Raw genomic sequence first — 13,766 nt, forward strand, 5'->3', positions numbered from 1 at the left:
TATGCCCATTTCGTTCCCGTTATGATTATATGTATGAAAAAAAGCAACGGGAATACCGTTGCTTTACACACGCTCTAACATACGATTTAATGCAAAAACCGCTTCTGTCGTTACTTGTTTATCTACGCTAATAACGTTAATTTCTTCTCCTCTTTCTATCGTTTCAAGTGCCCATAATAAGTGAGGCAGATCAATTCGGTTCATCGTTAAGCACGGACACATAAATGGATTAAGTGAAACAATTTCTTTATCTGGATGTTGCTGAATAATTCGGTTCACTAAATTCATTTCTGTACCAATCGCCCATTTGCTACCAGATGGCGCTGATTCAATCATATCAATAATATATTTCGTTGAGCCTGCATAATCTGAAGCAGCTACAACTTCATAGCAACATTCTGGATGTACAATAATATTCATATCAGGATGATTTTTTCGTACGCTCTCAATGTTCTTCACTGTAAAATTTTGATGAACAGAACAATGCCCTTTCCATAAAATTACTTGAATTTCTTCTATATCCCCATCGTACTCTAATGAATCTGTGTGTGGGTCCCATACTGCCATTTTATCTAACGGGATACCTAAATCGTACGCTGTATTTCTCCCTAAATGTTGGTCTGGTAAAAAGACAAGACGTTCTTTTTGAGTAAACGCCCAAGATACCATTTGCTTTGCATTAGAAGATGTTACTGTTGCTCCTCCGTTACGACCACAAAACGCTTTAATTGCAGCTGTAGAGTTCACATATGTTAACGGAATCATCGTATCTCCAAATAATTTCGTGAGCTCTTTCCATGCTCTTTCTGTTTGTTCAATATCTGCCATATCCGCCATCGAACAACCTGCACGCATATCTGGTAAGATGACAACTTGATCATCTGTCGTTAACATATCTGCTGTTTCCGCCATAAAGTGCACCCCGCAAAACACAATATATTTTGCGTCTTTATTGCTCGCTGCAACTTGCGCAAGCTGAAGTGAATCCCCTGCTGCATCTGAAAATTGTACCACTTCATCTTTTTGATAATGATGCCCTGGAATGAATAACATTTTCCCCATTTTCTCTTTAATTTCACGAACACGCTTTTCCATATCTTCCGTTGACATCGTGTAATAACGCTCTGGTAACATCGTTTCAATTGGCTGTACTTGTTCTAAAATACTCATATATGTTTCTCCCCTCTAAGCCATTTTCCTTATCCTTCAATATTGAAACTAATATCAAGTGCTTTTACTGAATGTGTTAACGCTCCAAGTGAAATATAATCCACCCCTGTTTTTCCGTATTTCGGTAAATCTTCAATTGTGATGCCCCCTGAAGCTTCTGTAACGATAGCACTTGGTACAATTTTTGAAAACTCCCGGATTTCATCTGGCGTGCGATTATCGAACATAATAATATCAGCACCAGCAGCAACAGCCTCTCTCACCTGTTCCTCAGTTTCTGTTTCTACTTCTACTTTCACCATATGTCCTAACTTCTCTTTCACTGATGTAACAGCTTTTGTAATAGAACCAGCAAACGCAATATGATTGTCTTTAATCATGACACCATCATATAAACCGAAGCGATGATTAAATCCACCGCCGCACACGACTGCATGCTTATCAAACATACGTAGTCCTGGCATCGTTTTTCGCGTATCACAAATGCGAGTATGACTGCTATCTAAAGCAAGAACCGCTTTACGCGTCATCGTCGCTATTCCGCTCATACGCTGAATAACATTTAATATAACGCGCTCTGCTGTTAATAACGATGCAATTGGACCTTGCACAGTTGCAATGATTTCGCCTTTTTCTACAAGGTCCCCATCTTTTTTATAAAGCTCTACTTCAATTCTCTCATCAATTAATTTAAATCCCGATTCAATTACTAAACGTCCTGCAAAGACCCCTGTATCCTTCGCAAGAAACGTTCCTTTCGAAAGCAAGTTATCTGGAAAAATAAGCTGAGATGTTACATCTCTTTCCCCTATATCTTCTAAAAAAAATCGATTTAATGCTTCTTTAACTTTTATCGTGTTCATAAAGCCCCTCTTCCCCTCATTACACAAGTTGTCGTTTTCTCTTTACTCGAACAATCTCTTTCTTTCCTATATTTCTATCTGGATAATCACTCCGGTAATGCCCGCCAATACTTTCTTCTCTTTGCAAGGCTGACACAACTATAAGCTCACAAACCGTTAACATATTAATAAGCGTTATCTCTTCATTCGTAAGAACATCATGTTGTAATATCATATTTCGAACACCATACTTACTAAGCCATCTCTTCGCATAAGATAAACTTTGCTCTGTTCGCACAATCCCAACATATTTCATCATGCATTTTTGTATTTCTTCTTTCGTCGGTAAATGATTCAGAACGATAAACTTTGCTTCCTTTTCGGCTAGCATGTTCACCTTTTCTTTTGTCTCTCTAGATAAAATGTGTCGTCCGATTCTTTTTCCAAACACAAGACCTTCTAATAATGAATTACTCGCTAATCTATTTGCACCATGAACCCCGTTACAAGCTACTTCACCGACTGCGTATAAGTTCGGAATAGACGTCTCTCCATCACAGTTCGTTTTCACGCCGCCCATGTGAAAATGAGTACCAGGCACGACTGGAATAAGTTTTTTATTTATATCGACTCCATTTGTTTTACATATCGATGACACGGTCGGAAAGCGTTGTTCAAAGTTTTGAATCATTTCGATGTTTAAGTACACTTTTTCACCCGCAAGTAGCTGTTCATGAATAGCCCTTGCGACTACATCACGAGGCGCTAAATCCTGTTCGGAATGTATATCCATCATAAAACGCTGCCCTTTTCCATTTATAAGGACAGCTCCTTCTCCGCGAACAGCTTCGGACACAAGACCAGAACAACGCCCACCCGCGTATAACATCGTCGGATGAAATTGTATAAACTCTAAATCTACAAGCTCTCCGCCTGCACGGTACACCATTGCAAGTCCATCGCCTGTAATCGTCTCATCATTAGAAGTAAAGGCGTATAAACCGCCAATACCGCCTGAAGCTAACACCGTATAATCTGCATTGTAACGTTTCAATTCTCCTTTATTGTTGCGAGTTAAAGCCCCAACACATTTATCTTTTTCTATAATAAAATCGAGCACCATTTCCTGTTCCACTACCGTAACGTATGGAGCTACTTCTTGAATAAGATGCTCTAATAAATTCTTTCCTGTTGCATCGCCACCTGCATGTAAAATACGACGTTTTCGATGCGCTCCTTCTTTTCCAAGATGAGGACCTGTTTCATCTCCATCAAATTTCATTCCATTTTCAATAAGGTTATTAATTTCTTTCGGTCCTTCCTCGACTAAATAACGGACCACTTCTTCATTGTTATAATGACACCCTGCTACTAGCGTATCTTCAAAATGATCATTAGGATTGTCGTATGTAGCTACCGCTGCGGCAATTCCACCTTGAGCTAAATGTGTATTATTATTACGTTTCGTCTCCTTTGTGATAATAATCACATTCTTTTCGTGACAAATCTCTTTTGCAACACGAAGTGCCGCAACGCCACTTCCAATAATTAAGACATCTGCGCTTGGCATAATTGTTGCCTCCTACTTTACACTTTTCAACTGTCTTGACACCTATATTTACATAGTTTTAAAATAATGACAAGAGTTTTTTTATAATTCTTATTTTCACTACCATTTAAAAAGTAAAAGAAATGTAACTCTTACTAGAGAGAGGAACTTACATGATGATATATCTTGACTATGCAGCTACTACACCTATGAGCGAGGAAGCGTTACAAACATATATGAAAGCAGCATCGCAATACTTCGGAAATGAACAAAGTTTACATGATATTGGAGGAACGGCTTCTTCTTTATTACAAGTTTGCCGAAAAACATTTGCGGAAATGATTGGAGGCAAAGAACAAGGAGTATTTTTCACAAGCGGTGGATCGGAATCGAACTATCTTGCGATTCAATCACTTCTAAATGCCCGAAATAAGAAGCATATTATTACGACACCTATGGAACATGCATCCATTCGAAGTTATTTTCAATCTCTAAAATCAAAAGGCTATACGATCACTGAAATTCCTGTTGATAAAAATGGACTCATTTGTTTAGTAGATTTAGAGGCAGCTATTACGGAAGATACTGTGCTAGCAAGTATACAGCATGGAAACTCTGAAATCGGAACCGTTCAAAACATTACAGAAATCGGGGCACTTTTAAAAAAATATAATGTTTTATTTCATACGGATTGTGTGCAAACGTTTGGTAAACTGCCTATCCATGTTTTTGAGATGGGGATTGATAGTCTTTCTGTTTCAGCACATAAAATATACGGACCAAAAGGTGTCGGCGCTTGCTACATAAATCCGCAAACTCGCTGGGAACAAGTATTTCCAGGAACTTCTCACGAAAAAGGATTTCGCCCAGGTACAGTGAACGTTCCCGGCATCGCATCTTTTTTAACAGCTGCTGAAAATATATTAAAAACTCAATGGGAAGAAAGTTTACGTTTTAAAGAGTTACGATCCTACTTTTTAGAGCAAATACAAACACTTCCGCTAGAAATTGAAGTAGAAGGTCATTCTACTTCTTGTTTACCACATATTGTTGGGGTTACAATAAAAGGAATAGAAGGTCAATATACTATGCTAGAATGTAATCGCCATGGTATCGCCATTTCCACCGGAAGTGCTTGCCAAGTCGGTAAACAAGAACCTTCGAAAACTATGCTTGCAATTGGAAAAACGTATGAAGAGGCAAAACAATATGTCCGCTTCTCTTTCGGACAACAAACAACGAAAGATCAAATTGATACTACTATTCATGCACTACACACAATTGGAAATCAATTTTATAGAGGTGTTAAATCATAATGAAACAAAATGAACAAAAAAAGATTTTAGGTGAAGAAAGACGACAACTTATCCTCCAGTGGCTTCTTGCTGCAAATGAACCGTTATCGGGGAATGAACTATCGAAAAAGACGAACGTAAGTAGACAAGTTATCGTGCAAGATATTTCCTTGCTTAAAGCACGAAACGAACCAATTATTGCGACTGCTCAAGGTTATTTATATTTAAAGCCACAAGAGAAGCAACAAACTTTTGAACGCGTAATCGTATGCCAACATAAACCAGCAGAAGTACGTCAGGAACTTACAATGCTTGTTGACCATGGCGTTACGATTAAAGACGTAAAAGTTGAGCATCCTGTATACGGTGACTTAACAGCCTCCATTATGGTAAGCAATCGCTTTGATGTAGAGCAATATTTACAAAAAATCGAAAACACAAATGCTTCCTATCTTTCACAACTAACAGATGGTATTCACTTACATACAATCGAGGCAGATTCTAAAGAAAAATTAGATGCTGCTTGTGAGGCGTTAGATAAAGCAGGATTTCTCGTTTATTAATGTAAAGCACAGAGTTTTTATCATTCTCTGTGCTTTTTTAATGCTATAATATTGTAATCAATCGTAAAGGAGATCAAATATGGGAATTGAACTCGTTCACTTTAGCATTGGCAAACCGAAACAAATGAAATATGGCGAAGATAAAGAAATGATAACAGGTATATGTAAAGATCCTACAGAAGAGGCCTTTCTCTCAAAAGACGGATTTCGTGGTGATGACGTAGCGGATTTAAAACATCACGGCGGACCTGATCGCGCTGTTTGTGTGTACCCACACGAGCATTACGCACTATGGGAAGAGGAATTTCAAACTACGCTTCCCGCTTCCACATTTGGTGAAAACATTACCGTAACAAATATGTTAGAGCATGACGTATGCATCGGAGATACATATCAACTAGGCGAAGCAATCATTCAAGTAACGCAAGCTCGCGTACCTTGTAGCACAATTTCAAAACGTCTTGGCATCCCTGGCATACTGCCGCGTATTGTAGCAACTGGATTTACTGGCTACCTATGCCGCGTTCTTCAAGAAGGTACTGTACGTAAAGATTCAAAAATTACATTACTAGAACGTCCATCAAGCAATGTTTCTGTTTTATTCTCTAACGAAATTTATTTTCATAATAGAAAAGATAAAGATGGCATCGAGAAGATTCTTGCTGTTCCAGAACTAGCTGATATTTGGCGTGGTCAATTAGAAGATCGTCTTGCGAAGTTAAAATAAAGAATCCCACCTTCTGCAGGTGGGATTTTATTAATCTATTAAAAAATATATTAGGCAATGAAATGATATTGACGATTAGACAAACACCAACATTCCATCTACATCTTACAACCAATAAGAAGAATAACTCCCCAGCACAGTAACAGAAAAACCGAGTGCTTCAAGTTCCATCGTTACGCCTGGCAATAATACGTCATCGTATGCTTTATCGACATCGATTAAGAAAAAGTAATTTCCAAGACCTGTTTTCATCGGACGCGATTCGATTTTTGATAAGTTTAATTTTCTCCATGCGAAAGCTGATAACACTTGATATAGGGCACCTGCATAATCTGCAGGTAACGTTATCATAAGCGTCGTTTTCTCTCCGCGGTTCTCTCCGTTATTCGGGAGTACTGCTTTCTTTTTCTTATGGAGTACTAAGAAACGTGTGTGATTATTTTTATGCGTATGAATACTACGTCTCACAATTGTTAATCCGTATTTTTCTGCAGCCGCTTCATTTGCAATAGCGGCAATTTTCTCTTCAGGATGTTCTTTCACATATTGTGCAGCAGCACTTGTAGATGTCATATCTCGAACAGTTACTCCTTTTAATTCTTCATTTAAAAATTTATGGCACTGTGCAATGGCATGCGGATGAGAATGCACTGCATATACTTCTTCCCACACTTCTGCATACTGCGGATGTACAAGTAAATGCTGCTGAATTGGTACTGTAATTTCTCCTACAATGGAAAGCGGCTGCTCATGTACAAGGTAATCAACCGTTATATTCACTGAACCTTCTATTGCATTTTCTAACGGTACAACTGCGAAGTCTACATTTTCATTTGCAGCTGCATCTATACAATCTGGAATCGTTCGATACGGTACATGCTCTGCTTCCGGAAAAAAACGACTCACCGCCATATTTGTAAATGTTGCTTCTGGTCCTAAATATCCTACTCGAATCATCGTCTTTTCCCCTCTTTTTCGTTTTCTTACTGTTATACCATACTTTTTTATATTCTTCTATGTAAATTTCGAATATTTAAAAAAGACTAGCATTCGCTAGTCTAAATGTTTCTTATACTCTCTTTGAGCGAAGAAGAAATAAATGATACATGCTGCGATATAAAACAGAATGAACAAACCTACTTTTCTTAATGATCCATCCATAAAAAGCGTATTATGAAACGTATATAATGCAACTGCACTATGCATACTCCCTACTATAATTGGCGCAAAAAATAGCATACATAATTGCCAACGAGAAATTTTCCATACTTCTTCCTTCGTCATTCCAAGTTTAGAGAGTGCACCATACTGCTTTCGGTCCGATGCAATATTATGGAACCATTTAAAATACACGATACTACATGAAGTGAGAAAGAATAATATACTAATAAATGAGCCTACAAATAGAGTAATATCGCCGCCTTCTTTCATATTTACATACAACTCCATATTGCTTCGAAATGCATTATTATTATCTTGTTTTATATGTCTCCGTAAATCTTCATTTAATTTCTTCGTCTTTTCGATATTTGATAATGTGTAGCCTCTATATATCATTTTTTCAGAATCAGGAACCTGATTTGCTATACTGTCAAAATCTTCATCATTCATAACGAAGAACAGACCATTAATGTACGAAGGGTGATGGTTAAATTGAACCCCTTCTTTCTGACCGTTAAATACGAATTGATATGGTTGATTCATTACTTGCAATTGAATCTCTTTTTGATTATATACATTCGAATTATTGTATTTATTATAATAAACGAGTGTCACTGTACCTTTTTTAGGACGATACGTTTTCTGTCTTTGTTTCCTTGCTTCTTGGTTATATTCACTTTCTTTTATAAGCGGTACTATTGTTGTTTCTCCCTTATTAGACTGAAAGGATGCATAAACTCCAACAAAACTCATATATTGAAAATCATCATACTCATATTGATGCAGTAATTTTTCAACCGCACCTTCTTCAAAGACTTCATGAGTAGAAATACCTTTTTCTATGTACGAAAACGAGTGTACCCCTCCAGTTCGCCACATATCTTGCATGCTAGAAAAATATAAGAACACTGTACCTGTTGCTGTAACTACAAACGTCGTTGCCATAGACATCAGAAAGAAAAAGCGACCATTTTCCTTCATTCGATGTGACAATTGATTCACTATAAATAAATACGGATATGTATACATAATCTTTTTATTTCGCTTTATCATTTCTAACACTTGGGTAGCTCCATGTGTAAAAGAAAAGTACGTTCCAAAAAAGACAAGTATAGACACAGGGAAAAAGTATATTGCTATCGTAGTCATCGTCACTTGTAGCGCCAACGCATACCCGCCCACTAAACAAGCAAAACCGAATAAACAAAGCCACTTTGATGTTTTCTTCTCTTTTTTATCTGTTCGAAATTCTTTCAATAACCGAATGATTTTTATATTCCATATACGTAAAGCACTTATAAAAGATAACAAAATAAAAACGACCATATATGTAATAAATGTTACACCAATCGCCCTTACGTCAAATATCACAGGGAGTTCTTTCGGAAGCCCCAGTAACATACTAAATACCATAAAAAAGAGTTTTAAAAATATCATACCGAGCACAATACCGAAAATATTCGCGAAGACCCCGATTAAAATTTGTTCGGTCATAATCATTCCTATTACGTTAGATTTCGTTGCTCCCATTAACATATATAACCCTAATTCTTTCTTACGTGCTTCTATGAAAATAGAAGTAGAGTACAAAATAAATATGACGAAAAAAGAAATGATTATAACATTACATATGATAAGTCCCCAACGTACGTTTTGATACCACATCGTCTCTTGCATATACGGATGCACAATGACAGACATATATGCGTAAGAAGCAAATATTGCAAAACAACTACTTAAGAAAAACACTTTATAATTACGCCAATTTCCTTTTATATTTTGCAGCGCTAGTTGCCAAATGTTCATCTATCGTCCTCCTGTAACTTACTACATAGGTAAAAAGCTAGAGGTTCCCCTAGCTTTTTACGTGTTTTAAATATCCTCTTTGCGCGATCATAAAGTAAATGGCAGAAGCTAAAATGTATGCTCCAATTACAAGCGCACCTGATTTCCATAAATCAATATAAAGCATTTTCCCTAACGTATGAAGAGCAACTCCACTATGAATGGAACCGATTAAAATTGGGATAAAGAAGATAACTCCCATTTGTCGAATCGCAATTTTGCGAATTTCTTTATCTGTCATACCGATTCTCTTTAACGATTTAAATTGAATACGATCTTGTTCTTTATCGTTAAACCATTTAAAGTATGTCATACTACAAGCGAAGAAGAAGAACAGTACCGCTACGAAGAAACCGATGAACATTGTAATTGCTCCACCTTCTCTTATATCCTTATACGCAAACACTGAATTTCTCAATTCTCCTTGCTTTTCTGGTGCAATTTCATTTTTCAAATCTAATACAAGATTTTCTGTATTTTTCCAATCCTCGATATAATAACCGTAATATTTCGTCTTTTCTTCATCTGGTACGAGTTTTTCATATTTCTCAAAATCTTGATCATTTACAATAAGATATTCACTATCATTAAAAACAGAATACTGCGTTGGATTATTTAATTGAACAGACTGCTTTTGCCCGTTAATTGTAAATTCATACGGTTTCGTACGATCTATCTTCATCAGTTCATTTGACATATCAACCATAACCATCGTTGCACTACCTGGTGCATTATGAACTTCTGTAGGTTGCTCTCCCTTTTGTTTGCGCACTTCTGCATTATATTCTTTTTCTGAAATAATCGTCATCGGTACTTCATGTTCACTATTAAACAACGTTATTTTCTGTGTTGCCGGTAGTTTAACGTAGGTTACTTTTCGCGCATCTTCAAACCCGTGTCTCTTCACAAGCTCCTGTACCTTTTCTTCATTAATAAGATTATGCGTATTTAACCCCTTTTCCTCATATGAAATAGCATGTGGTGTAAGTTCTACCGTTTTCGCACTCATATTTTCAAAATATACGTACAGTGTACCTACTGCTGAAGATACTACCGCCGTAATAATAGAAATTACAAATAGAAAACGAGCATTATCTTTCATTTTATAAATAAGATTGCTAAGAACAAACATATTTGGATACGTATAGAAAGATTGCTTTCTTTTTTGTAATGCTTTTAATACAACTGTACTACCTTGTGTAAATAATAAATACGTTCCGCCAATTGTCAGTCCTACCACCGGTAAAAAGAGGATGAGGAAATTCAGAAACGTTACTTGGAAGCTAAGTACATATGCAGCAATAATACATCCTATACCAACTACACATAACCATGTAAATGCAAACGGCTCTACTTTTTGCTTTCTAGCTTCTCTTAATAAATCAATAATTTGCAAGCGTCCTACTGTCCAAACACTAAACAATGATAGGATTAAAAATAGGATAAAGTATACGCCAGCTGTAATAAGAACTGCTTTACTATTCCAAACAAGTGGAAGTGTCTTATCTATTTTCAATAATACGCTTAACGCTTGGAAAAATAATTTTGAACAAAGCATTCCAATCCCAACACCAATTACAATTGCAATACTACCTAACATCAGTTGCTCTAATATAATCATTCGGCCGAGCTGCGATTTCGTTCCGCCTATTAATGTTAGTAGACCAAACTCTTTTTTTCTTGCTCGTAAAAACGTTGAATTTGCATATAAAATAAAGAGTGCCGAGAAGATGACCACAATATAATTCATCGATTCTAATCCTTTTGTGATCATCTTTCTCATACTAATATTACCGCTTACAACATCTGGATGATAAATAAAAGAAGCATACATGAAAAATACGACAATCGATAAACAACTGCTAATAAGAAACGCTTTATAGTTACGCCAATTTCCTTTTACGTTATTAAGCGCGAGCTGGCGAAAGTTCATGATATTCTCCTCCTAGCATCGCAAGTACGTCCAGAATTTCTTGGAAAAAGGCTTGTTTCGTTCTTCCTTTATGTATTTCCGAGAAAATTTCCCCATCGCGTATGAAAAGGATACGTTCACAATAACTAGCCGCTACTGGATCGTGCGTAACCATTGCAATCGTTACTTTCTTTTGCTCGTGTAAATCTTGCAGAGCGCCCATTAGCGATTTCGCTGACTTCGAGTCTAAGTTTCCAGTTGGCTCATCTGCTAAAATTAACGTCGGTTCATGAATGATTGCTCTCGCTGCTGCTGCACGTTGTTGTTGTCCCCCAGATACTTCGTATACTTTTTTATTTAAAATTTCTTCGATGTTTAAAAACTTCGCAATTTCCAGTACTTTCGCATCGATTTCATTTACAGATTTCTTCGCCATTACAAGTGGTAAAATAATATTTTCTTTAATGGATAACGTATCAAGTAAATTAAAATCTTGAAAGATGAACCCTAAATGTGTACGGCGAAACTCCGCTAATTTTGCAGCACGCATTTGATTAATTTCTTCACCATTTACAAGCACATGACCTGAAGTTTGCTTATCAATTGTTGCTAATAAATTTAAAAGCGTCGTTTTCCCGCTTCCTGAAGGACCCATAATCCCTACAAATTCGCCTTCTTCTATTTTAAAATTTATATCGTTTAAAGCAGTCGTCGCTACTGAACCTTTTGATTGGTACACCTTCGTTAATCCTTTTACTTCAAGAACACTCATTTCTAATCCCCCTACGTGTTTTCTTCTTACATTTACTATAAGAAAAATAAGAAAAAGAAACGAGTGATTTCCCTTACAAAACGTTTTGTTATCTTACAGTTTTGTCATTTTTCTCATCAATGTATGATATTCTTCATCTTTTGCAAATTGGAACGTGAATGTTGTCCCTTCTCCTCCAGCCGATTGGACATACATTCCATGATGTAAATTATCGCAAATTTCCTTCGTAATATATAAACCCATTCCAGTCGCTTCTCTCGTTTTACGGCCATTTACCCCCGTAAAGAATGGATCAAATATGCGCTTTACATCTTGCTCTGGAATACCGATTCCATTGTCCTTAATATGTAATAACACCTTTTGGTCTTTCTCTTCAATTTGAAATTGAATTTCTTTTTTCTCTGCCGCTGAAATTTTTGTATACTTAATTGCGTTTACAACAATTTGACCTATAGCAATACTTAGCCATTTTCTATCAGAGGCAACCATACAAGTATCTTCTTCAAACATCACTTTCGGAAATACAGACGATTGAATGAAGGATTTTCGATTTTCATTAATAATACCTCGCACGACATCTATAACATTTACTACTTCTACCTTATAATCTTTCGCAAACTGCTCTAGTCTTGCCATATGTAACGCTAAATCTAAACCATTTAGTATACGGTTATTTTCTTCACGAATACTTTCAACTGTTGCTCTTGCCTCACGATGCTCTTTGCCAAACTTTTGCAGCAATAATTCAATAACAGATACTGGTGTTTTCATTTGGTGAATCCATTGGTTCATAAATATCATTTGCTGTTGCTCTTTCGCATGCTGTTTATGAACTTCATTCATATATTGCTGTCTTAATAACGTAAAAGATTCAACGACCATTTCTTGCTCTGATGTATAAGATTCATCAATAAGTAAAGAGTCATGTAATGTATTTCCACCAGTAACATACTTTTCGATCCTCTTTAAAAACACACTCCGTTTTCGGTAATCGTAAATGAGGTATACAGTAAACACAACTGTTCCTAATAAAAGTCCATATAACCACGTACTCCAATCAATGGATTTCTTTTCTAAAAGACTTTGCAACTGCAAAACAAGCCCAAATAAACAAAGGCTAACAATATAAGAAAGTATTAAAGAAAAGCGGTCCATGAGGTAATTTTTAACCTTCATGCCCTTCGCCCCACTCTGTAAGAAGCGCATAACCATATCCACGTTTCGTTACAATTGCATTTTTAATGCCTAGCTCTTCTAGTTTCTTCCTTACACGTTTTACATTTACGGTTAATGTATTATCATCCACAAATGCTACTTCATCCCATAGAGCTTCTAACAGTTCTTCACGCGTTACATATTGATTCACCTGTTTCATTAAACACTCTAATAAGTAAAACTCATTTTTTGTCAGTTCAGTTTGTTGTCCCTGCCACTCAACGATATGCTGGGACGGGAATAACAACAGTCCATTTACACCTAAACAATCACTCTCAGCAGCAGAGGCATACTCTCCATAGCCACGGCGAAGCGCACTCTTCACCTTTGCCATTACGATATCTAAATGGAATGGCTTCGTAATATAATCATCGCCGCCATTTTCAATCGCCATTACTTGATCCATTTCCCCTGTTCTTGCAGAAACAAAAATAATCGGCGCATTCGATACAGTACGAATTTGACGACACCAATAAAAACCATCAAAGTACGGTAAATTAATATCAAGTAACACAAGATGAGGATTTATTTTTACAAACTCATCTTTTATATGACGTAAATCACTTGCTCTAAATGATTGATAGCCATACCTTTCTAAATGCTCCTCTAATATTCCCGCAATTTTCTCATCGTCTTCTACAATTAATATTTTATACATGTTCTTTTTCTCCCCATAAAAGAATTCTTCTACATTTACTCCTTTTTCCATTATAAA

The 13,766-nt window shown here is 36.5% G+C and carries 12 protein-coding genes; 3 read left to right on the forward strand and 9 right to left on the reverse strand.

The window, feature by feature from the left end:
* Window positions 1-63: 63 nt before the first annotated feature.
* The 3 genes from nadA to nadB are packed head-to-tail and all read right to left on the reverse strand — an operon-like array spanning window position 64 to window position 3,582.
* A complete protein-coding gene (gene nadA, locus NST90_RS20950) occupies window positions 64-1,170 on the reverse strand; it encodes a quinolinate synthase NadA (RefSeq protein WP_006927543.1) in 1,107 nt (368 codons plus the stop codon).
* Between the two features lie 29 nt (window positions 1,171-1,199).
* Window positions 1,200-2,033, reverse strand: a complete 834-nt coding sequence (nadC, locus tag NST90_RS20955; protein ID WP_025710187.1) for a carboxylating nicotinate-nucleotide diphosphorylase — start codon at window positions 2,031-2,033, stop codon at window positions 1,200-1,202.
* Window positions 2,034-2,052: 19 nt separating this feature from the next.
* Window positions 2,053-3,582: an L-aspartate oxidase gene (gene nadB, locus NST90_RS20960; RefSeq protein WP_001138531.1), complete on the reverse strand. Its 1,530-nt coding sequence runs from the start codon at window positions 3,580-3,582 to the stop codon at window positions 2,053-2,055.
* Window positions 3,583-3,734: 152 nt separating this feature from the next.
* On the opposite strand from nadB, the gene NST90_RS20965 reads away from it, so the two are divergent.
* The 3 genes from NST90_RS20965 (at window position 3,735) to NST90_RS20975 (ending at window position 6,146) form a co-directional block, all read left to right on the forward strand.
* Entirely contained in the window at window positions 3,735-4,877 is a 1,143-nt protein-coding gene (locus NST90_RS20965) for an IscS subfamily cysteine desulfurase (protein WP_000973777.1), read from the forward strand.
* Window positions 4,877-5,419: a transcription repressor NadR gene (locus tag NST90_RS20970; protein WP_000812275.1), complete on the forward strand. Its 543-nt coding sequence runs from the start codon at window positions 4,877-4,879 to the stop codon at window positions 5,417-5,419. Before NST90_RS20965 ends, NST90_RS20970 begins: the two co-directional genes overlap by 1 nt.
* 79 nt (window positions 5,420-5,498) lie before the next feature.
* The gene (locus NST90_RS20975) at window positions 5,499-6,146 is read left to right on the forward strand and encodes an MOSC domain-containing protein (RefSeq protein WP_000510666.1); all 648 of its coding nucleotides are present in this window, start codon (window positions 5,499-5,501) and stop codon (window positions 6,144-6,146) included.
* Between the two features lie 105 nt (window positions 6,147-6,251).
* On the opposite strand, the gene pheA is transcribed toward NST90_RS20975, so the two are convergent.
* The 6 genes from pheA to NST90_RS21005 form a co-directional block, all read right to left on the reverse strand.
* Window positions 6,252-7,103, reverse strand: a complete 852-nt coding sequence (gene pheA, locus NST90_RS20980) for a prephenate dehydratase (RefSeq protein WP_000621705.1) — start codon at window positions 7,101-7,103, stop codon at window positions 6,252-6,254.
* 96 nt (window positions 7,104-7,199) lie between these two features.
* The gene (locus NST90_RS20985) at window positions 7,200-9,113 is read right to left on the reverse strand and encodes an ABC transporter permease (protein ID WP_016123402.1); all 1,914 of its coding nucleotides are present in this window, start codon (window positions 9,111-9,113) and stop codon (window positions 7,200-7,202) included.
* A gap of 49 nt (window positions 9,114-9,162) precedes the next feature.
* Window positions 9,163-11,085 (reverse strand): ABC transporter permease, encoded by a 1,923-nt coding sequence (locus NST90_RS20990; RefSeq protein WP_001011415.1) that lies wholly within the window; start codon window positions 11,083-11,085, stop codon window positions 9,163-9,165.
* Complete coding sequence (locus NST90_RS20995; RefSeq protein ID WP_000114529.1) at window positions 11,060-11,836, reverse strand: ABC transporter ATP-binding protein; 777 nt, start codon at window positions 11,834-11,836, stop codon at window positions 11,060-11,062. The genes NST90_RS20990 and NST90_RS20995 overlap by 26 nt, the downstream gene beginning before the upstream one ends.
* A gap of 93 nt (window positions 11,837-11,929) precedes the next feature.
* Window positions 11,930-13,012 carry a HAMP domain-containing histidine kinase gene (locus tag NST90_RS21000; protein ID WP_025710189.1) on the reverse strand — a complete coding sequence of 361 codons (1,083 nt, stop codon included), beginning with the start codon at window positions 13,010-13,012 and terminating at the stop codon, window positions 11,930-11,932.
* Complete coding sequence (locus NST90_RS21005) at window positions 13,002-13,709, reverse strand: response regulator transcription factor (protein ID WP_002082113.1); 708 nt, start codon at window positions 13,707-13,709, stop codon at window positions 13,002-13,004. Before NST90_RS21005 ends, NST90_RS21000 begins: the two co-directional genes overlap by 11 nt.
* Between the last annotated feature and the right edge of the window lie 57 nt (window positions 13,710-13,766).

This window comes from Bacillus sp. FSL E2-8900 (assembly GCF_037966225.1).
Classification (GTDB): Bacteria; Bacillota; Bacilli; order Bacillales; family Bacillaceae_G; genus Bacillus_A; species Bacillus_A cereus.